19 protein-coding genes and 3 pseudogenes are annotated in these 19766 nt (G+C 68.9%); 9 read left to right on the forward strand and 13 right to left on the reverse strand.

Annotation, left to right across the window (positions count from 1 at the left end; all coding sequences use genetic code 11):
• Positions 1–11: 11 nt before the first annotated feature.
• The 9 genes and pseudogenes from ACNPQM_RS34245 to ACNPQM_RS34285 form a co-directional block, all read right to left on the reverse strand.
• Complete coding sequence (locus tag ACNPQM_RS34245) at positions 12–1169, reverse strand: M20 family metallopeptidase (protein ID WP_418087032.1); 1158 nt, start codon at positions 1167–1169, stop codon at positions 12–14.
• Complete coding sequence (locus ACNPQM_RS34250; RefSeq protein ID WP_418087033.1) at positions 1166–2743, reverse strand: amidohydrolase family protein; 1578 nt, start codon at positions 2741–2743, stop codon at positions 1166–1168. Before ACNPQM_RS34250 ends, ACNPQM_RS34245 begins: the two co-directional genes overlap by 4 nt.
• Before the next feature lie 57 nt (positions 2744–2800).
• The gene (locus ACNPQM_RS34255; RefSeq protein ID WP_418087034.1) at positions 2801–3694 is read right to left on the reverse strand and encodes a serine hydrolase; all 894 of its coding nucleotides are present in this window, start codon (positions 3692–3694) and stop codon (positions 2801–2803) included.
• A 71-nt stretch (positions 3695–3765) separates the two neighbouring features.
• On the reverse strand, positions 3766–5022 hold the full coding sequence (locus ACNPQM_RS34260) for an MFS transporter (RefSeq protein ID WP_418087035.1): 1257 nt from the start codon (positions 5020–5022) through the stop codon (positions 3766–3768).
• A 47-nt stretch (positions 5023–5069) separates the two neighbouring features.
• Complete coding sequence (locus tag ACNPQM_RS34265) at positions 5070–5603, reverse strand: PucR family transcriptional regulator (RefSeq protein WP_418087036.1); 534 nt, start codon at positions 5601–5603, stop codon at positions 5070–5072.
• Between the two features lie 49 nt (positions 5604–5652).
• A pseudogene (locus ACNPQM_RS34270) lies at positions 5653–5997 on the reverse strand (transposase); the annotation flags it as partial.
• Positions 5998–6622: 625 nt separating this feature from the next.
• On the reverse strand, positions 6623–7039 hold the full coding sequence (locus ACNPQM_RS34275) for a hypothetical protein (protein WP_418087037.1): 417 nt from the start codon (positions 7037–7039) through the stop codon (positions 6623–6625).
• 109 nt (positions 7040–7148) lie between these two features.
• Positions 7149–7526: a nuclear transport factor 2 family protein gene (locus tag ACNPQM_RS34280; protein WP_361445770.1), complete on the reverse strand. Its 378-nt coding sequence runs from the start codon at positions 7524–7526 to the stop codon at positions 7149–7151.
• An 81-nt stretch (positions 7527–7607) separates the two neighbouring features.
• Positions 7608–8204, reverse strand: a complete 597-nt coding sequence (locus tag ACNPQM_RS34285; RefSeq protein WP_418087038.1) for a PIN domain-containing protein — start codon at positions 8202–8204, stop codon at positions 7608–7610.
• Between the two features lie 66 nt (positions 8205–8270).
• On the opposite strand from ACNPQM_RS34285, the gene ACNPQM_RS34290 reads away from it, so the two are divergent.
• Together ACNPQM_RS34290 and ACNPQM_RS34295 are read left to right on the forward strand one after the other, a co-directional pair.
• Complete coding sequence (locus tag ACNPQM_RS34290; protein WP_418087039.1) at positions 8271–8636, forward strand: hypothetical protein; 366 nt, start codon at positions 8271–8273, stop codon at positions 8634–8636.
• A 560-nt stretch (positions 8637–9196) separates the two neighbouring features.
• Positions 9197–9811 (forward strand): methyltransferase family protein, encoded by a 615-nt coding sequence (locus tag ACNPQM_RS34295; RefSeq protein WP_418087040.1) that lies wholly within the window; start codon positions 9197–9199, stop codon positions 9809–9811.
• Between the two features lie 318 nt (positions 9812–10129).
• Here ACNPQM_RS34295 and ACNPQM_RS34300 read toward each other — a convergent pair whose 3' ends face one another.
• From ACNPQM_RS34300 to ACNPQM_RS34315, 4 genes are read right to left on the reverse strand one after another with little or no spacing between them, the layout of a single operon-like run.
• Entirely contained in the window at positions 10130–10471 is a 342-nt protein-coding gene (locus ACNPQM_RS34300) for a YnfA family protein (RefSeq protein ID WP_418087041.1), read from the reverse strand.
• Positions 10472–10482: 11 nt separating this feature from the next.
• Positions 10483–10797, reverse strand: coding sequence for a hypothetical protein (locus ACNPQM_RS34305; RefSeq protein WP_418087042.1), 315 nt, complete (start codon positions 10795–10797; stop codon positions 10483–10485).
• Entirely contained in the window at positions 10778–11224 is a 447-nt protein-coding gene (locus ACNPQM_RS34310) for a MerR family transcriptional regulator (protein ID WP_418087043.1), read from the reverse strand. Before ACNPQM_RS34310 ends, ACNPQM_RS34305 begins: the two co-directional genes overlap by 20 nt.
• Positions 11221–11556 carry a hypothetical protein gene (locus ACNPQM_RS34315; protein ID WP_418087044.1) on the reverse strand — a complete coding sequence of 112 codons (336 nt, stop codon included), beginning with the start codon at positions 11554–11556 and terminating at the stop codon, positions 11221–11223. Before ACNPQM_RS34315 ends, ACNPQM_RS34310 begins: the two co-directional genes overlap by 4 nt.
• Positions 11557–11886: 330 nt before the next feature.
• Here ACNPQM_RS34315 and ACNPQM_RS34320 point away from each other — a divergent pair, with 330 nt between their 5' ends.
• The 7 genes and pseudogenes from ACNPQM_RS34320 (at position 11887) to ACNPQM_RS34350 (ending at position 19581) form a co-directional block, all read left to right on the forward strand.
• The gene (locus ACNPQM_RS34320; RefSeq protein ID WP_418087045.1) at positions 11887–12600 is read left to right on the forward strand and encodes an IS6 family transposase; all 714 of its coding nucleotides are present in this window, start codon (positions 11887–11889) and stop codon (positions 12598–12600) included.
• A 97-nt stretch (positions 12601–12697) separates the two neighbouring features.
• A pseudogene (locus ACNPQM_RS34325) lies at positions 12698–13060 on the forward strand (ISAs1 family transposase); the annotation flags it as partial.
• A gap of 165 nt (positions 13061–13225) precedes the next feature.
• Positions 13226–13759, forward strand: coding sequence for a pyridoxamine 5'-phosphate oxidase family protein (locus ACNPQM_RS34330; protein ID WP_358863203.1), 534 nt, complete (start codon positions 13226–13228; stop codon positions 13757–13759).
• A gap of 23 nt (positions 13760–13782) precedes the next feature.
• Positions 13783–16311, forward strand: a complete 2529-nt coding sequence (locus ACNPQM_RS34335) for an excinuclease ABC subunit UvrA (RefSeq protein ID WP_418087046.1) — start codon at positions 13783–13785, stop codon at positions 16309–16311.
• A 222-nt stretch (positions 16312–16533) separates the two neighbouring features.
• A pseudogene (locus tag ACNPQM_RS34340) lies at positions 16534–16698 on the forward strand (IS6 family transposase); the annotation flags it as partial.
• Positions 16699–17512: 814 nt separating this feature from the next.
• On the forward strand, positions 17513–17902 hold the full coding sequence (locus ACNPQM_RS34345; RefSeq protein ID WP_418087047.1) for a hypothetical protein: 390 nt from the start codon (positions 17513–17515) through the stop codon (positions 17900–17902).
• Positions 17903–18213: 311 nt separating this feature from the next.
• Positions 18214–19581 carry a VanZ family protein gene (locus ACNPQM_RS34350; RefSeq protein WP_418087048.1) on the forward strand — a complete coding sequence of 456 codons (1368 nt, stop codon included), beginning with the start codon at positions 18214–18216 and terminating at the stop codon, positions 19579–19581.
• The last annotated feature ends 185 nt before the right edge of the window (positions 19582–19766 follow it).

The raw sequence follows: 19766 nt of genomic DNA on the forward strand, positions 1-19766 counted from the left end.
GCCCCGGAGAGTCACCGTCGGGCTCGACCAGAATTGTCCGCCGGATTCGCCAGAATCGACGGACTACCCTTCGCCAAAACGTTTTCCACCAGCGCGAACAGCAATGTGGTCCGCCACGGCAATTCTTCGATCAAGACATGTTCGTGGTCCGCGTGTGCCCCGCCGCCGACCGCGCCGAGACCGTCGAGAGTCGGCACTCCCAGACCCGCGGTGTAGTTGCCGTCCGAAGCACCGCCGACGGCCGCCTCGGTCAGCCTCCGCAGCCCCATTTCCGCGGACAATTCCTGCGCCAGCCCGAACAACGCGGCCGAAGAAGCGGCATCCAGCGGCGGACGGTTGATCCCGCCGCTGATCCGCACCTGCGCGTCCGCCAGCACCGGCTGCAACGCCCGCAACGCCTGGTCGACGCGGAGCTGTTCCTCCGCGTCCCACACCCGCACGTCGACCTCGACCGAGGCCGCCGCCGGCACGGTATTGACCGTCGTGCCAGCCGAAAGCACTGTCGGCACCACGCTGGTCCCGCGCTCTGGATCGGCGAGCGCGGCGACCGCGAGCACCTGGTGCACGATCTCGATCCCGGCATTGATCCCCTTCTCCGGTTCGAGCCCGGCGTGCGCGGCGCGGCCGGTTACCTCGATCCGGTAGTGGGAAACGCCTTTGCGCCGGGTCTTGATTGCGCCGCCGTCCGCCGAAGCCTCCAGCACGAACGTCGCCTCGCAGCCGCGCGCCTCTTCCTCGATCAGCGCTCGCGACGACGGCGAGCCCAGCTCCTCGTCGCCAGTGACCAAAATGGACAATCCGGTCCGGCGCGGCAATGCCGCGGCCGCATGCAGCGCCATCACGACGCCCGCCTTCATGTCGAAGCAGCCCGGCCCCCGCAAGACCCCGTCCGCCACGGAAAACGGGTGCGTTTCCAGGGAACCCACCGGCCAGACCGTGTCGTGGTGGCCGAGCAGCAGCACGCGCGCCGGGCCGTCGCCGAACCGCCAGCGCAGATGCGTCCGGCCGTCGAGGACGATCCGCTCCGGCTCCACGCCGAGCAACGCCTTGCCGAGGTCCGCCAGCACCTCAGCGCTGTGCGCCACCGCGTCGAGGTCGTACGACGGGGATTCGCAGCACACCAACGTTTCGATGTCGGTGAGCAAAGCTTCCAAGCTGAATTCCATCATCGTGGCTCCCCCCGCAGCGGCCGGCCAGGGTATGCGTCGGTGAGCAGCTGCCCGTCGCGGACCACCGGGGTGCCCGCGACGAACAGGTGCCGGACGCCGACCGCGGGCCGGGTCGAATCGAAGTACGTGGCCGTGTCGGTGATGGTGACGGGGTCGAGGACGACGATGTCCGCGTCCGCGCCGACGTTCAGCCTGCCCTTGGTCCGCGCGCCGGGCGCGACCTCGTCGAGCACCCGCGCGGGCAAGTAGGAGCAGCGCCGGAACGCCTCCAGCCAGGTCCAGACCCCGGCCTCGCGCACCATCAACCGCAGCGACTTGGAGAACGTGCCCGCCGTGCGCGGGTGCGTTGCACCGCCAGGGGGCAGCGGCCATTCGGTGGATTCGTTGCCGGCGTTTCGCCAGTACACCGGCATGGCGTCGCTCGCGACGATCGAATCCGGGAAGGCGAGCGTCTGGTGCAGCAGGGCCCGGTCCTTCGGGTTCTCCTCGTCGAGGAACTCAAGGATGCACGGCGCACCCGGGTCCTCGGCACGGACCTGCAGCAGCCGGGCCTCGTCGGCGATCCGCTCGCCGGTCTCCAGCATCAGCACGCGCGTCGGGTCGAGGCCCTTCATCTTGAGCCGCTCGGGCGAAAGGAAGGCCGCGCCGATGCCGGTGCTGCCCGCACCGTAGGGATAGGCCTCGACCGTCACCCGCGACCCGGCGGAACGGCCCGACTCCAGCGCGGCGAGCACCCGGTCGACGTGCCGTCCGGACGTGCTGTTGACGTGACAGTGGTGCATCGCGGCACCGGTCTCGGCCGCGACGATCGCGATCTCCTGCGACCCGTCGACCGGCGTGGCCGGGTCCATCTCGACCAGCTCGCGGACGTGCGTGTAGGTGGGCGCTTCGGCCTGCTTGGCCAGCTTCGCCAACGCCAGGAACTCGGCCGGATCGCTGGCCGGGGCGTACCCGAGCAGCACGCCGACGCCAAGCGCGCCCGCCGCCAGCTCACCCTCCACAAGGGACAGCCAGGCGGCCAGTTCGACCTTCGACGAGGACCGCTGCCAGGCCGGATTGCCGAGCACGGCGAGACCGGTGTTGATGTTCGCGTCCGGTTCGATGCCGGCGAGCACCTTGGCCCGCGCGGCACCCCAGGAGGCCGAGAAGCCGTAGTGCAGCGGGCGTCCCGCCGCGGCCGCCTCGGCGTAGGCCCGTTCGACGGGCATCATCCCGGCTTCCAGATCGAGCGCCGTCGTGACGCCGTCCATCGCCTGCAGCCGCTGGCCTGCGATGGAGTGCACGTGGCTGTGCAGATCTATGAACCCGGGTCCGACGATGTACCCGGCGACATCAATTTCGACCTGGTCGTCGGCAGCCGGCAGCCCTGGTCCGACGGCGATGACCTCGCCGTCGGAGACCAGCACGTCAGCCGTGCCGTCAAATCCCGTAGCCGGGTCGATGACGCGACCGCCCCGCAACAGTGTCCGCATGCTTCGCCTCCTAGCCTCGCTGCTGGCGACCCTAGGAGGTTTGCCGGCCGGTCCGTTCGTCTCGCGCGAGGAATCCGGGACGGCAGATCCATCCGAGTACACGAACCTGAACGCCTCGACCGGTCCGCCGGCGGCGGTGGCCCCGGCCGCTGGTACGGGTTACCGCCGAAGCCAGTCCACCGCCTGGGCGGCGGCGAACCCGATGAAGGCGTCACGCTCGGGAACTCTTGATCGGGCATCGACGGCCCTGGTGAAGACACCGACTGCGTACCGGCCGCCGTCCGGGTACTCCACCACGCCGATCTCGTTTCGCAGCGAGGGCAGCGTTCCGGTCTTGCCGCTGACCTTGACGTCGTCGTCCGCGAAGCCGGAACGCAGCCGGTGCGGCCACACCTGCAGTTCCAGCCAGCGCCGGACGTCTGCGCACGCCGCCGCGGGCGCTGCTTCATCACGCCATATCAGGCCCAGCAACCGGGTGCTTTCCGCGGCGGTGGTCCGGCAGGTCTCTTCGGGTGACAACGCACGCAGCTTGGCGAGTTGTTCCGCCGGCAACGCGGCCAGGATCCTTTCGTCGTCCTGGTAGTCGATCCCGAGGTCCTCGCCGATCGTGCGCAACAGTTCCCCGCAGTCGTGGGGGACAGCCGTGTGCGGGAGGCTGAGCCGCCGCAGCGTCTTGGCGACCGCGGCCTTTCCCACCTTCCCGAGGATCAGGTCTGTGGCGACGTTGTCGCTGATGCCGATCATCAGGACGGCCAGGTCGTACCAGGACATCGTGACGTCGTGGCGGAACGTCGCAAGGCCGTACGGGCTGGCGGTCGGATGTCCCGGTGCCACCGCGATCCGCTCGGCGAGGTCGAATTCACCGGCGGCCGCCTGCCGGGCAAGTTCCACTGCCACGGGAACCTTGAACACGGACGCGGTGACCACCGGCTCCTCGGCGTCGATACCCATCTGTCGCGGGCCGTCCAGATCGGCAGCGTGCAGCCAGACCTGGACACCGACTTCCGCCGCTCGGGCGGTGATTGTCGCGACCAGCTCCGATTCGGTGACCATGGGGTGATCCCTTCTGGTTGTCCGGTGGACTTTCTGTCCACACTGGATTTGTTCGCTGGTGCGCCGACCGACTACTTGGTGCCGGTCGACGGGAAGTTGAACTGATCGGCTCGCTGTGGGACCCAGAACGCGAGTACCGCGGTGAGTAGCGTGGTGCCGATCAGGAAGCCGAACGCCGCGGTGTAGGAGAACGCGTCCGCCAGCCAGCCCATCGCCAGCGGCGCGATTACTCCGGCGACCTGGCCGCCGAAGTTCGTCATCCCGGAACCGAGTCCGGCCACCGCCGTGGGAAGCACCCGCAGCGGAAGGCCGAAGACGCACATCGTCGCCATTCCGAACACTCCGACGGCCAACGTCTCGTAGACCGTGAATGTCGCCGCGCTGCCCGCCGACACCATCAGGGCGAGCAGGACCGCGGTCACCGTCGCGATGGACACCAGATACCACCTGGCCTTGTCATGGAAGTACCGGTCGAACAGCCAGCCGCCGAAGATGGTCGTCGCGAAGCCCACCAGACTCGGGATCGCCGACAGCACGCCGGTCTCGTTCAGCGACAAGTGTCTGGCCTCGAGCAGATAGCTGGGCACCCAGGTGACGAGGCCGTAGCTGAGCATGTTCATCGCGCAGAACAGCACCGCGAACTTCCACACGCCCGGGGACTTCAGCACTTGCGCACGCGAGACTTCGGGCGTCGTCACCGCCGTTTGCGGCAGTCGGCTGAGCCGGTCCGGCAACGCCTTGGGCAGGAGCGCCCACAGCCCGATGCCGATGGCCGCGCCACAACCCGCCATCCAAAGGAAGGTCTGCCTCCAGCCGATGGCTGTCAGCAGTGGGGCGACGAGCAGGGGTGCAAGGCCGGCGATCCCGCTGGCGGACAACATCACACTCGTGGCGGTCCCCCGTCTCTCCGGTGTCGTCCGTTCCGCGATGGCTTTGAACGACGCCGCCGGGAAGGCGCCCTGACAAGCACCGAACAGGCCACGGAACAGCAGGAGCAGACCGAAGGTGCCGGCCATCCCGGTCAAAGCGGTGAACAACGACCACAGCACAAGCGTGATCAGCATCGGTTTGCGAGAGCCATACCGATCGGCCAGGTAGCCAGCCGGTATCTGGCAGATCATGTAGACCAGCGCGAAGACGGTGACCAGCGAGCCCTGCGCGGTCTTGCCGAGATGGAACTCCTCTCCGATCGACGGCAGAGCCATGCTGATGGAGAACCGGTCGATGTAGTCGATCGACCAGGCGCACAGCATGACCACCATCGTGATCGTTGCTGTCCGGTTGACCCGCTCAGATGTCCAGGTGTCCTCGGTGACCACCGCGGTCATGGTTACCTCCGTACCGCTGCGTCGGGGTTGATGGCCCATCCTGGACATCAGGCGACGCAGCCGATTCGTGGAGTTCCACGAATCTTCAGGTGGTGTTTGAGCGGTGCGGACGTATGTTGACTCGTTGCGGTGCTTCTACTCATGGTGCCGGGCGGGTGGAGCCGGAGTTGCAGCATCGCCGCGAACCGCTCGCCAGGGTCGTCGAGGTTGATCTCACCGACCTCTGCGACCCGGCGCAGTCGGTACCGGAAGGTGTTGGGGTGCACGTCCGCCGTGGCGGACGCGGCACCAACGTCACCGAAAGCGTCCAGCCAGCACGACAGCGTGTGGACGAGCTGGGAATGGTGCCGGGCGTCATAGTCGAGCAGACGGGCGACGGGCCCGGTCGCCACGTCCCCGCGCGCGGCGGCCAGATCGGCGAGATCCAGCATGAGCGCATCGATGTGGACGTCCTCCGCCGTGGCCACCCGCCGGGCGCCCCCGTGGGCGAGCAGCACCCGCATCGCCCGGTCCGCGCCGTCGCGCGAGCTGCTGAGTCCGGAGCCGTCGAGTTGCGGGCGGGCCGATTCCGATCGCCGCATCCACGCGCTGCCCGGTGCGCTCCAAGAGGCGTTGATGCCCCTATGGATGTCAAGTAGCGGTTGCGGCACGTGCGCGGCTGGCTGCGGGGTTCGGAGTGGCGATGAGCCGGTAGACCTCCCGTGCGATGTAGCGCTTGAGGCAGCGGATGACTTCTCGGCGCGTCTTGCCCTCGGCAAGGCGTTGCTGCAGGTAGTTCCGGGTGCGGTCGTCCCAGCGCAGGCGGCTGAGGACGATCCGGTAGAGGGCGGCGTTGGCCTGGCGGTCGCCGCCGCGGTTGAGTCTGCGGCGCTGGGTCTTGCCGGAGGACGCTTCGACCGGGCTGGTGCCGCACAAGGCTGCGAAAGACGCCTCGCTGGTGAGGCGTTCGGGGTTGTCACCTGCGGTGATGAGCAGGGCTGCGGCGCTGTCCGGGCCGGCGCCGCGTACGTCGAGCAGACCGGGCGTACTCGCCTTGACGGCCTCGGCTATCCGCTGGTTCAGTTCGTCGATCTCTTCGGTCAGGTGCTGGATTCGGCGGGCCAGCAGACGCAGGGTGTGCCGGGCAGCTGTAGCAGGCCCGGTCGCGTCCAGAGCTTCCAGTGCGGCGCACCGCTTGATCAGGTGCGGGTTGGTCAGGCTGGCCAGGGCCTCGCGCAGGGCGGAGTCGGCGCAGACCAGGACGCTCTTGAGCTGGTTGATGGCCTGGGTGCGGGATTTGATCGCGGATCCCTTGGCGAGTTTGAACAGCCGCAGCATCTCCACCGGGCCGTCGCTCGTCTTGGCCGTGGCGGTGGCGCGTCCGGACAGCACGGCGCGGGCGGCGGCCTCGGCGTCGACGGCGTCGGTCTTGCCGTGGGCCGCTGAGCGAGGATCAGCAGGAGCGTTATCGCTCAACTGCTTCCGAGTCGAATGCTGTCGTGGAGGGATGCCAGCAACGTTTCGTTCCGCTGGCGCGTCAGGCGCTGGACGAGTTGATGAACGACGTCGATTAGCGCATGCGCATCCCAACGGTCGAGCGGCCCAAGTGTCGGCGATAAAGCTATCTCGGTGGGTTCAGGAGGGCATCGATCTGTCTGGCTGTGGCCGTGATGGTCGTGCTGAGCCATGTGCGGCTGGTGCCTCGAAGGGGCGCCTGCATCGGGAAGCGGCGGTGGAATTCGGCGATGGCCTGTGCGACAACGAGGAGGTCGTCACTGAGGATGGACCGTCTCCAACGGGCCGATGAGAACAGGCTGATCAGCGTGACGTGTTCGGGGTATCCGGCAGCGATCAGCCAGGGGGCCGCCTTGTCCGGTTCGACGGTTGGTCCCTTGACCCGGACCAAGTCGTGGAGCAGTTCGGCTCGGTGGACGAGCCGGTAGTGGCGGTGGGCCAGACCGCTCCAGAGCTTGCCGGTGGCGTCCTGGCAGATACCGGTGACGGTCGGGCCGTAGCGCCGCCGCAGCCGCCAGGGCATCCGCTGGGGTGGACGCCCCCTCAACGCCGCAGCCTGACCGACCGCGAACCGCAGCCCCGGAGTACCGAAAGGGACAAGTTCACGAGAAGGACAGCGACAGAAGGACGACTCAGGAGGCGGACGGCTCGATCTCCCCCGCAAAGACGATGACCTGGTCGATGAGGCTCCGCCGCAGATGGACGACGTCCGTTCCCGCCAGGCGGGGGCCTCCATCCGGCGTGGTGAAGACCCACTGGTACCGGGCCCACTCGTCAGGCATGTCCACCGCTGAGCAGCGCACCATCGTGCCGGTCCCCGCCGGGTGGCGCCGGATGTCCAGCACGAACCGCTCGACCGCGCCGATTCCTTCGCTGCGACCCAACGGCCCCCAGAAGACCACGTCTGAGGTCAGGGCCTGGGAGAGCAGGGCAGTCACATAGCTGTCGTCCGAGGCGTTAAACGCGGAGATGAACGTGTCGATCGCGGAGCGTGCCGTCTCTTCCTGCATGCCCCAGTAATACCAGCCGTTGCGCGTGCGCTCGTCCCGCGAGCCGCCTTCCGATCACGGTGGACCATCCCGGTCACAGCACTAGCCGTTGGTGGCCTTGGTCGCCGGCGGCTGTGCAGCTGCCTGGGCGGCTGAACGCTCACGGCGCTTCTGCCTCGTTCCGCTGCCCGGCTTGTCCTGTGCTGCCCAGTCGGGCTCCGGGCCGGGATCTTTCGCGGAAATCTTTGTCACTTCCAGACCAGCCGCCCGCCCGCGTGTGTGCTGCCCGGTATCGCACGTCAGTAGCCGCACCTCGCGGGCGGCCATCGACTGGATGGCGACGGCCCTGTCGATGATCTCGTCATCGGCGATGGGCAGGCGTATGTGGCCGGGCGGATCCAGGACGATTTCGACGCTTACCCGGCCGCGGATTTCACCGGTCTCCGGGGAGAATCCGCCGCGGTGCCATGTATTGGAGGTCCGTCCGTCCAAGAGTTCGTCCAGGAGGCCCAGGGTGTGCGACGCGCGCCAGCGGCCTTTCTCCTTGCCGGACTCCTTCAGGCCATCGAGTTCATCGACAACCGTGATCGGAAAGAGCAGGCGAATATCTTCGTGTTCCCGTAGGTCGAGGACCTGGTGCAGATCGGCGTCGGCGAGCTTGTCAGGGTTGTGGCAGTAGAAGCTGGAGTCGGCGACCACGAACCTCTCCGGCGCGCTCCACCGGTCCATCTGCGCCCTCAGCGCTTCCCCTGCGGCCTGGAGAGCTTGCACTCGCTCCGTGAGTTCGAGGTTCACCAGCCCGTTGACCAGACGTTTCTGGGCGCCTTCGGCAAGGGTGCCGCAACTGCTGAGAAGCGCTTGGTACCGGCGGGTGAGTATGAGGCGGTCGATGCCCTGGCGATACACGAGGAACGCCTCATCCAGGGCCTGGCCGAGCTACTCGAAGCCTCCCTCACCCGTCTCGGCCGCCGCCCCGCCCTCACCGCCACCGACCTGAGCCGGCTGCTGGTCTCACTCGTCGAAGGCATGGCCGCCCTACAGATCAGCCAGGGCATCCGGCCCGGCGCCCAGGACCTGCCCAAACGCGTCACCCCACGCATCCTGCAGGCCCTCACCGAAACCCTCGACTGACGGCGAGCCAGTGGGGCGTGTAAGCGATCTGGCTCTTCCAAGATTTTCGTAACCGACCTGTGCTTCAACGCGCCCCTGATGCGGCTGCGTTGACCATGCCAGCGTGGTGGTGTGTGTTGTCACGCTGGAGAAGTTGCTGCCGCAGCTGGCCACAGTGCAGGTCGAACGGATGGAGACATCCGGAGGTCTGCTGCGGATCACTGCCGAACTACTAGCTAGTTGCGATGTGTCGGGTTCATCTCGGTGAGCTGGTGGCAGTGACGGTTGATCAGGTGGGCGTCTTCTTGCAGGTCTCTGGCTTATGGCGACGGCTGGCTGCTGACACGAGGTGGTGCTTTGCGTCTCGGTGGCTGACGTGGAGCGGTGCATTTACAGGTGGCTCACTGTCATGAAGGCGGTACATCGCAGGAGGGCATCGACGCCTGGCAGGGCAAGGGCTGCGCCTGTGGACCCGCGGGACCCGCGCCGACACTGACCGCACCAACCACCACCGCGACGGCAAGTACCCGCGGCACCAACAACGACACGTGCTGCTTCACCGACAAGACAGGGGCGACGACATGAATGCGTGGGTTTGGTTAGCACTGGCTCTCTTCACCGGGTGGGCGGTGACCGCGTTCGGGATCCGGGCGGCGATCCAGGCCCGCCGGACCGGAGACGCAGGATTCCGCGGAATCTCCGGGCGTCCCGGGTCCGCCTCCTGGTGGGCGGGCGTCCTGTTCGTCCTCGCGCTCCTCGGCGGTGCGGCGGCCCCGCTCGCGGCCCTCGCAGGTCTGCCGGACCTTTCCGGCACAGGGGCATTGGTGTGGCGCTGGGCAGGGCTGGTGATCACCGTCGGCGGGATCGCCATTACGCTGGCAGCACAGAGCGCGATGGGCGCCTCGTGGCGGGTGGGAGTCGACGCCGGCGAGCAAACCGCGCTGGTCACCTCCGGGACGTTCGCGAGCGTGCGCAACCCAGTGTTCACCGCAATGACCGTGACCGCCGCCGGACTGGCGCTGATGGTGCCGAACGCGGTCGCCGTCCTCGCTCTGACCGCCCTCGTCGCAGCGATCCAGCTGCAGGTTCGGATCGTCGAAGAGCCCTACCTCCATGCCACGCACGGCGCGGCGTACACCGACTACACGGCCCGGGCCGGGCGGTTCCTGCCCGGTATCGGCCGCCGCACCGGCTGACCCGGCAAAGCCGACGCGGGGCCCCGCGACGCCACCGCCGGGTACACCGCCACAGCACTCAACTGATCGTCCGCCGCGGTGTCCCAAACCGACAGGCGGTTCGGGACTTCGGGGGTCGTTGTTGTCGACCTTCGGAGAGCTGTTGTGGCGGTCGAGTTCCTGTCGGATGAGCAGGCAGCCAGATATAGGGCAACGCGGCCCGCCTGTCGCCGTTCGTGCGGCACTACATCAACTACTACTTCTCCCTGCCAGACCTGCCAGACCTGCCCGCCGGCCTGCGGCCCCTGCGCGCCCCGGACGCGGTGGACAAGGAGTAGGTCAGTGGCTGCGGGGCGCGTACATGATCACGGCCATCCCTGCGAGGCACACCAGAGCGCCGATGACGTCGAAGCGGTCGGGGCGGTAGCCGTCGGCGACCATGCCCCAGGCGATCGACCCGGCCACGAAGATCCCGCCGTACGCGGCGAGGATGCGGCCGAAGTTGTCGTCGGACTGAAACGTCGCCACCACCCCATACAGGCCGAGGGCGATGGCGATGGCGCCGGCGCCGATCCAGATCCAGCCCTTGTGCTCGCGGATGCCCTGCCACACCAGCCAGGCACCGCCGATCTCGAAGAGGGCGGCGACGACGAACAGGGCAACGGAACGAGCGACAGTCATACCGGCTACCCCTACCGACGGCCCGCGCCCGTGATCTTCAGCGGGTCGGCGGACCGCTGGCAGCCGCACCCGTCCTCACCTGCGGTCTTCGGCGAGCAGGAGCAGGACGGGCGGCGCTGGCCAAGCCACCAGCTACCGGCGGCGAACACGGCCAGGACGACGGCGAGGGCGGGCAGCCAGCCCACCACCGCTCCGGCCCCGGCGCCGACTACGCCCGCCGTGATCAGGACGGGCAGCGCGCAGCACGCCACACATGCCAGCGCGGCCAGGCCCCCGAGCGCCTTCGGGGTGCGGTGGGGGCGGGGGTCAGCAGCAGGGTCCGGCATGGCGGTTCTCCTCGGCGAGGTCGGTGAAGGGGATGGGGCAGCAGGCGCTGGACGCGCAGACGGTCAGGTCGTCGCAGCCCGCGTCGACGGCGGCGGCCAGGGCGGTGCGGATGGTGGTCAGGTCGGCGATCTTCGCGTCGACCTCGGCGAGCTTGGCCGCGGCGTGGTCCTGGAGTCCCGCCATAGGGCGGCCGTGCCGATGGCGGCCGGCCTCCAGGAGTTCGGCGACCTCCTCCAGCGTGAACCCGAGCCGCTGGGCGGCCTTGATCACCCGCAGCGCGGTTACCGCGTTCTCGCCGTAGAGGCGGTGACCGCCGGTGCTGCGTTCCGGCTCGGCCAGCAGGCCGCGCCGCTCGTAGTAGCGCAGCGTCTGGATGTTCACCCCGGCCGCCTCGGCGACCTGTCCGCTGCGCAGGCCCGTGCTCACCGATGCTCTCCGGTGGCAGCGGTCCGTGCGGCCAGTGCGTCCAGGACCGCCGCGTGCGCCTCGTCCACCGAGATGTCCAGACGGATCAGGTCATCGCCGGAGGTGGTTGTGAAGGTGAAGAAGGAGCAGCACCCGCTCTCGCGCTCCACCAGGTCACGGACCCGGTCCTCAACACCCTCTCCGCTTGCCAGTTCAAGGCGCAGGTGGAGCGGCTGCATCCGGGACAGCGAGGTCAGCCGCTCGGAGAACAGCGCATCCCACTCGGCGACCCGCAGGGGGCGCTCCTTGGTGGGTAACGTGCAGGACTGCGGCACCCACGCCAGATCACTCATCGCGCTCACTCCCGTCGTCACGTCCCCGTGGTGGGGACACGTCCGACGGTAAACCTGTACCCAGGTACCGATTGCAAGCCGGTCCCCGACGCATCAGCGCCGGGCGTCCCCGGGGCGAGCAGGCTGGTGAGTTCCGCGATGGCCTCCAGGGAGGGGCTTGTGTAGCCAGGGCAGGAACCCCGATTCGGCGTTAGCACGACACCTGTGCCACTCGATCGCACGGCACTGAGCTGCACAAGCCTCCCGCCCCTTGCTCATGCAACGGCTCTGTCAGGTTGCCGAAGGGGCGTGGGAGGCTCTTGATGGTGATCGTTGCGGGAGGGGCCGGTCGTGGAGTCCGAGGTGTCGCCGTCGTACAAGGGGTATCGGTTCCCGGCCGAGGTGATCGGTCACGCGGTGTGGTTGTATCACCGTTTCCCACTCTCGTATCGGGAGGTCGAGGAGCTCTTGTTCGAGCGGGGCATTACGGTCTCGTACGAGACGGTCCGTGCCTGGTGCGCGACGTTCGGCCCCGCCTACGCCCGGAACCTGCGTCGCCGCCGGCCCGGCCCGGGCGACAAGTGGCACATGGACGAGGTGTTCATCAAAGTCAACGGGAAGAGGCGGTATCTCTGGCGGGCCGTCGACCAGGACGGCAACGTCCTGGACATTTGGGTGCAGAGCAAGCGTGATGGCCGGGCTGCGAAACGCTTCTTCCGCAAGCTGCTGAAGGATCTTGAGTACGTACCCCGTGTACTCGTCACGGACAAGCTCCGCAGCTACGGCGTCGCCCACCGCGAGGTCATGCCCTCGGTGGAGCACCGCAGCTCGAAGTACTTGAACAACCGTGCAGAGAACAGCCATCAGCCCACGAGGCAGCGCGAGAGGGCTATGAAGAACTTCCGCTCAACGGGTGCGGCGCAGAGATTCCTCGCCGCGTTCTCAAGGATCTCGACACTCTTCCGGCCCCGCCGGCATCTGATCACAGCGAGTGACTACCGTGCCGAGATGACCGAACGATTCCGCCTCTGGAAGACCGTCACCGGCGCGGCCGCGCACACCTGAGCACCGTGCACGGCACGGCACCCGAGCGCCATCAGTACGCCACAACTCACCTGCTACACACGCAACTTGACAAGGCCCCCACGGCCTCGCCCCCGACCTGCGCACCCGACTCGGCCTGGCCCATGGCATCCCGCGGGCCAGCACCCTGGGGCGATTGCTCGCCCGCCTCGACGGCGACGCCCTGGACGCCGCGGTCGGCGCCTGGCTGGAGCAGCAGACCACCGAGCCGGAACCGACCCCCGGGCCGCTGCGCGCCGTCGCGGTCGACGGCAAGACGCTGCGCGGTTCGCGCACCGCCACCCGAGCGGCCGTCCACCTGGTGGCCGCCGTCGTGCACGGCGAGCGCACCCTCGTCGCCCAGCGCCAAGTCTCGGCCAAGAGCGGCGAGATCACCGTCTTCAAGCCGCTGCTCGCAGGCCTGGACTTGGACGGCACGGTGGTCACCTTCGACGCCCTGCACACCCAGCACGACCACTCGCTTGTACGCCTGCCCACACCCCGGTGGCAGGGTGCAGAGGACACCACAAGAAATACGACAGAGGGTGTCGGGTTTTGTGGAGACAGTGGGGGCGCCGGTCGGTGTCGTGGTGGCGCGGGCCGGGACGACGGACAGACAAGGACCCTCATGCGCGAAACACCCGACGACCTGCACCGGCTCCAAGCCCTCCTCGACGCCTCGCTCTCGCGCTCCACGGCGCACCTGCGGTCGATCATCAGCAGCGAGCGCACGCTCACTGCCGAGCAACTCACTCGCGTGCTCACCGGCATGTGCACGCTTGCGCTGTCCACCGTGACGGCGAAGGGCGAGCCGCGGATCAGCGGCGTGGACGGGCACTTCCTGCACGGAAAGTGGCACTTCGGCACCGCGCGCGTCGCCGCCAAAGCCCGGCACCTCGCCGCCCGGCCCGCCGTCAGCGCCGCGCACATGCGCGGGGAGGACCTGGGCGTGTTCACACACGGCACCGCGGAGGTCCTCAACCCCCACTGCGGCGAGCCGGCCGCCGACTGGCCGGACCTGCTCGCGTACTTCCGGGACTTCTACGGCGACGACGCCTTCGACTGGGACAACGACGTGGTCTTCTACCGGCTGCACCCGCAGTGGATGGCCGTGTTCGCCCCCGACCTCGCCAAGCTCGGCGGGAAGGCGGACGAGGCGTGACCCCGCCCGTACCGGACACGCGCATGCCGGCCCCACACGCTGCCGGGGCCGGCAAGACGCGCGACACCATCGACGTCGTGGGCGCCCGCACCAACAATCTGCGCAACGTGTCCATCAGCATCCCCAAAGGCCGACTCGTCGCCTTTACCGGCGTCAGCGGCAGCGGCAAAACCTCACTCGCCATCGACACCCTGCACAGCGAGGCCCAACTGCGGTACCTGGAGGGCCTTTCGCCGTTCGTACGCCAGTACATCACCCAGCGCAACCGCCCCAAGGTCGACCGCATTCTCGGCCTCGGCGCCACGCTCGCGGTCGACCAGCGCCGCCTGAACCGCAACCCCCGCTCCACTGTCGCCACCATCACAGGGATCGACGGGCACCTCGGCCTGCTCTACTCGCGCCTCCCGCGGATCGGCTCGGACACGAACACGGACCCGGCCGCGGACGCCGGCGCCGGTCCCCTGACCACCGCGCACTTCGACCGCCACACCCCCGAAGGCAGCTGCCCGGACTGCCACGGCGCCGGCGGACGCTGGCAGGCCCAGGAAGACCTCGTCATCACCCGCCCGGACCTCCCCCTCTTCGAGGGCGCCTCCCCCTGGTACGCCAAATGGCGGTCCGGAGAGCACATGTTCGTCCCCGCACTCGCCGCCAAACGTGGCGTGGACCTTGGCCGGCCCTGGCAGTCGCTGCCCACGGCGTTCCGGCACGACGTCCTGTACGGCACCGGCGACGAGGCGGTCGAGGCCACCGTCGACATTCCGAACAAGAACGAGACGGCTCGTATGACCTACACCTCCAGCCAACCGCTGCGCGGCGCGCTTGCCGAGGTGGAACGGGTGTTCGTCAACGCCCGGACGGCCGACGCCAAGCAGCGCTACCTGCCGTATATGCGCAAGCAGCCCTGCGGCCCCTGTCACGGCAGCGGATTCGATCGGGTCGCCCGGTCCGTACGTCTCGGCGGCCTGACCTACCCCGATCTGCTGGACGTGGACGTGCGCGAGGTCCGCCGCTGGGCCGGGCACGTCGCCGACTCCCTCGACGCCCGGCAGCGCACCGTCGGCGAGCCCCTGCTGCAGGACCTCGGACGCCGGCTCCGCCTCCTGGACCGGCTCGGCCTGGCCCACCTTCAGCTGTCCCGCAGCGCCGCCACACTGTCCGGCGGCGAGTTGCAGCGCACCCGGCTCGTCGCTCAGCTCGGCACCGAGCTGAGCGACGTCATCTTCGTCCTGGACGAACCCGGCGCCGGGCTGCACCCGGCGGACAAGAAGCACCTCCTCGACATCGCCCTGGAGTTGCGCGAAGCCGGCAACACCGTCCTCCTCGTCGAACACGACCCCGAACTGATCGCCCGCGCCGACTGGATCGTCGATATGGGACCCGGCGCGGGCTGCCTCGGCGGCGAGGTCCTGGTCTCTGGTTCACCCGCCCTGGCCGCCGCCGATCCCGCCTCGGCCACTGGCCGCTACCTGGCCGGCAACGGGCCGCGGCTGCGCCGTACCCCCCGCCCGGTCCGCGATGACGCCGACTGGGTGGAACTGCATGGCCTACGCGCCCACAACGCGGCCGCGGAGCTGCTGCGCCTCCCTGCCGGGCGGCTCACCTGCCTGACCGGGGTCAGCGGCAGCGGCAAGAGCAGCGTCCTGGGCGCACTCGCCGCGGGCGCGGCGGCCGCCCTCAAAGGCACGGCCGCCGACACCGTGCGCGCGGTGACCGGACTCGACGGATTCGGCTGGGTCGCCGTGGTCGACCAGGAACCCCTCGGGCGCACGCCGCGGTCCAACCCGGCCACGTACAGCAAGGCGTTCGACATCGTCCGCAAACTGTTCGCCGCCACCGACACGGCACGGGCGCGAGGCGTCGACGCCTCCTGGTTCAGCTTCAACACCACCGGCGGCCGCTGCGAGACCTGCACCGGCTACGGCCGCAGGCTCGTCGACATGCACTTCCTCCCCGACATGTGGGTGGTGTGCGACACGTGCGACGGCCGGCGCTACGGGCCCGAGGCCCTGGAGGTCACCTACCTGGGGCTGACCGTCGACCAGGTGCTGGACCTCACCGTCGCCGAGGCCGGGGATACCTTCACCGAACCCCGGCAGCTCGCGGAGACCCTCGCTGCGCTCGACCGGGTCGGGCTCGGCTACCTCAGACTCGGCCAGAGCGCCACCGAGCTATCCGGCGGCGAGGCCCAGCGCCTCAAACTCGCGTCCGCGATCCAGCGCGGCGCGGCGAGCCGCAAGGCCGGCCTCGTCGTCCTCGACGAACCCGTCTCGGGCCTGCACCCGTCCGACATCCAGCGAGTCGTCGACGCGCTCGACATGCTGCTCGACTCCGGCAACACCGTCGTCGTGGCCGAACACGACATCCCCGTCGCCGCGTCCGCGGACTGGGTGATCGACCTCGGACCGGGAGCCGGCCCCAACGGAGGCGCGGTGGTCGCGCAGGGCACCCCCGACAGCGTCGCCGGCGCGGACACTCCCACCGCCGGATACCTCCGCCGGTACTCGGCCGGCCTGCCGCTCCTGGACGCCTCGGAGGACGCACGGCGCTGACGTACGGCGTGCCGAGCGACCGGCAGGGTCGCATGCGTGGTCCGCGGCGGCTGTCCTTTCGCCACGGGCCACGCATGGCTTGCCCCGGGACCAGGGCAAGCCCGAGCCGCTGCGCCACACAGGCAGAACAGGAAGGCCGCGGCCGGCCCCGGCGTCGCCGGTCTCGGGTTCGGGGAACGTGCCCGCCGCGAGCATGACCCTGATGGCGTGATCATCTGGCTTATGGGGTCGTGGGAGGGACTGTCCGTGGACTCGCCGTCGTACCGGGGTTTTCGGTTTCCTCCGGAGGTCATCTCCCACTGCGTGTGGCTGTACCACCGGTTCGCTCTGAGTTTGCGTGACATCGAGGAGTTGATGCTCGAGCGTGGTATCGAGGTCAGCCACGAGTGACGCCGCCCTGCGGATGGGGGTTCCGCGTGGCTGTCGCTCGCGGTACGGTCAGCCCCCCATCGAGATGGGGGTGCTGTGACTCGCGAACGGCTCTGCATGATGACCGCAGCGGCTTGCCTGATCCTCGGAGGTGTCCTTGCGTTCGTCTCCCGCCTGATGCACGGCGACCTCCCGGCAGATGACCCGCAAGCCGCTACGGCCCGTCGCTGACAGGGATCGGCATCTTGTGGGGCCTCTCGCTCCTCCTGTTCGGGTGGGCTTTGTTGCGCGAGGGCCACCCAGGATGGCTGGGCTGGACGGGGTGCGCGGCTGTTGCCGCGACGTTTGTCGGCGCCACAGCTTTGTTTCTGCGACCGAGTCTGTTTCCGGGAGTTGTGGTTTACGGCCTGCTCGTTTCCCTCGCCCTGTTGTGGAGCGTTGCCCTGGGCATCGCGACGTGGATGCGAGCACGGCGTCCCGACGCAGCAGCCGGTGCCGCCTCGACCGCAGCAGCCGATGAAGCGAATTCCTGAGGCACTCGCGATGACCCGGCGAGGTGGACGCGCGGGTGCCGAAAACCCCATCCATGGCATGTGAAGTGCAGATTTTCTTGAACGTCCGGTGATCGCAGGGCCGGTGCGTCAGGCTGACGTTCCGGCATCAGCTGGCCATCCTGCAGCGGCAGATCGACAGGCCACGCGTGACAGCGGCGGACCGCGCCTTCCTTACCGCGTTCTTGCACGGCCTCTGCGGCCGATGTTGGACTCCCTCGCTTTCTGCGCGCAGGCGAACCCTTGGAATCGATCATCTAGGGGCCTGGGGCATCAACATCGTGGAAGGCGAGCGGCTGATCGAGGTATTTGCGGCCCTGGCCGCCCATGCCGTCGCGATCGACACTTCCGTATCTGCCGCAGAACTTGACGTCCTACCTCTGAGCGCGGTGGCTGACGCGGCGACCGGTAAACACGACTTCGAGCTGCTCGCCGGACTCCCGGACACCTTCGCCGACGGCCGCGACGAACTGGCCGTCAAGGTCTTCCGGCTGTACGCCTACATGGGTGGGCAGTACAGCCTCCAGCTCATCCGACTGGGCACGGAACTGCGCCGTGCGCTGACCGTCCTCGCCGAACGCTCGCGAATGCCAGCCCCCTCGTGCGGGCACGTCTTCTTCTGGGCGGCTGCAGCTGGCCTGTCCAGTGATCACGGAGATCGGATGAGCTGAGTTCGCGCTCCCGGCCGCAGGTTGGAGGCTGGTCCTTCGCCGGAATCGGTCGCGTCGGCGACAGGCCGGGGCGTCAGTCCATTCCGGAGCGGGGGCGGAATCGGTCGCTAAGCCCACATACGAATCGGATCCTGCGCTCATCGGGCTACGGCAGTCCGTGAACAACAGCACCGCAGCTCAGCGGCCCTTCGCCGCGCGCGGAGGTCGGGCCCGCGGACTTGGGCGCCTACGCATCTCGGTTAGGCTTCCAGGCTCAGAAATGATCAGGTGTTCGAGGCTCTGACCAGGCCGTCGGACATGACATCGGGGGGATGGGTAAGCACGTGTTCGACGCCGTCTTCGGGGACGACATATGGTTCCTGGCCGGGCTCACAGCGGTGGCCGCCGTCCTGGGGCTCCTCGCGTGGGACGTGGCGCGCCGGCGCCGTATCGCCCACGCGGGCTGGTGGGCGCCGCTGGTGTTCTGTCTCACCGGAGTCCTCGGGGTCACGCTGGCGCTGCGCGGCGGCACGACCGGACGTGCCGAGTGCGTGGTCAACCACGACCTCACCGAGCCGCTGTACACCACGCAGGGCCTGTGGAACCTGGCGATGTTCGTGCCGCTCGGCCTCTTCGGCGTGCTCGCCCTGCGCCGACCGCTGCCCGCGCTGGCCGGCGTCCTGGCACTGCCGGTCCTCATCGAACTCACCCAGGCACTGGCCCCGTTCGTGAGCGGCATCTGCGACAGCGCCGACATGGAGATGAACGCCGGCGGCGGTGCGCTGGGCGTGGCCGCGGGGCTCGTGCTGCTGCGCAGGCGCGTCGCCTGGCGGGCCTGGGCCGAGCCCACCGCGGCCGTGACCGCAGTCCTCGCCGTGCTCGGGGCGGTTGTCTGCCGGACCGCCGTCACCCTGAACCACATGGACGGCTCCAGCGTGCGGGACGCCCGCGGTGACGAGCGCGTGGCCGCCGAGCGGGCCGTACACCAGGCCTTCGGCGACCGCTACCGGGTCGGCGCCGTCAGGATCAGCCCCGGCTTCGACGGCTACAACGGCTGGATGAACATCCAGTTCGCGGGCGGGTTCCCCGCGGAGCTGATGTGGCCCGGAGGACGCCAGCTGAACGTGGACTTCGGGAACACCGCGAATATGGGAAGCATGGAGAAGGTCGGTTACACGGTGCCGGGCGCCAGCACTCCCCACGGCACCGCCGACGCCTACCGCATCGCCCGCACCTACATGCGCGCCCACTACGCCTGGGCCGAGTCGGCGTCCTGGCACGCCACCCGAGCGGTCCACGACAGCGCCGGCTCCGGCTGGGTGACCTCCTGGCGATTCAAGGAGCGGGGCGCGGAGATGCCCCGCAGCCTCGACGTACGGATCAACCCCGCCGGACGCGTGTACGGGATGCAGGTCGACCTCGGCCCCACGCGTGTGCCCCTCCCCGCCAAGCTGATCTCGGCACGGCGGGCCGAGGAGATCGTCCGCGAGGAGCGGAGGAAGAACCGTGCCGACACGGCCGGGCTGCGGATCGAGGTCGGTCCGCTCACCACCGAGCGGACCATAGGCCATACGGGTCCGTGGCGCGCGGTGTGGTCGGTGGTCGTCACCGACACCCGGTGCACACCCGACGCGGACGGAGACGGCTGCGAACCGATGACGGAGTCGTTGGACGCGGCCACGGGCGAAAGCGCGGGCTGAGGGGGAGCGCAAGCGCGCCAGTGCACTCTTGGCCCCTGGCGCGCTGTGTTGACGTCTGCCTCAGCTCACGTCCGACGGGTCCAGCCTGTAGTGTGCGACATCCCGTGAGTTCCCCTGAGCCCGGCTGAGCCCCCAACCCCGTGGCCAGGAGGTTCCTTCTCCTTCGGGTGCTCTGCGGCTCTATG

The organism is Streptomyces sp. NPDC056231, from assembly GCF_048270745.1.
Taxonomy (GTDB): domain Bacteria; phylum Actinomycetota; class Actinomycetes; order Streptomycetales; family Streptomycetaceae; genus Streptomyces.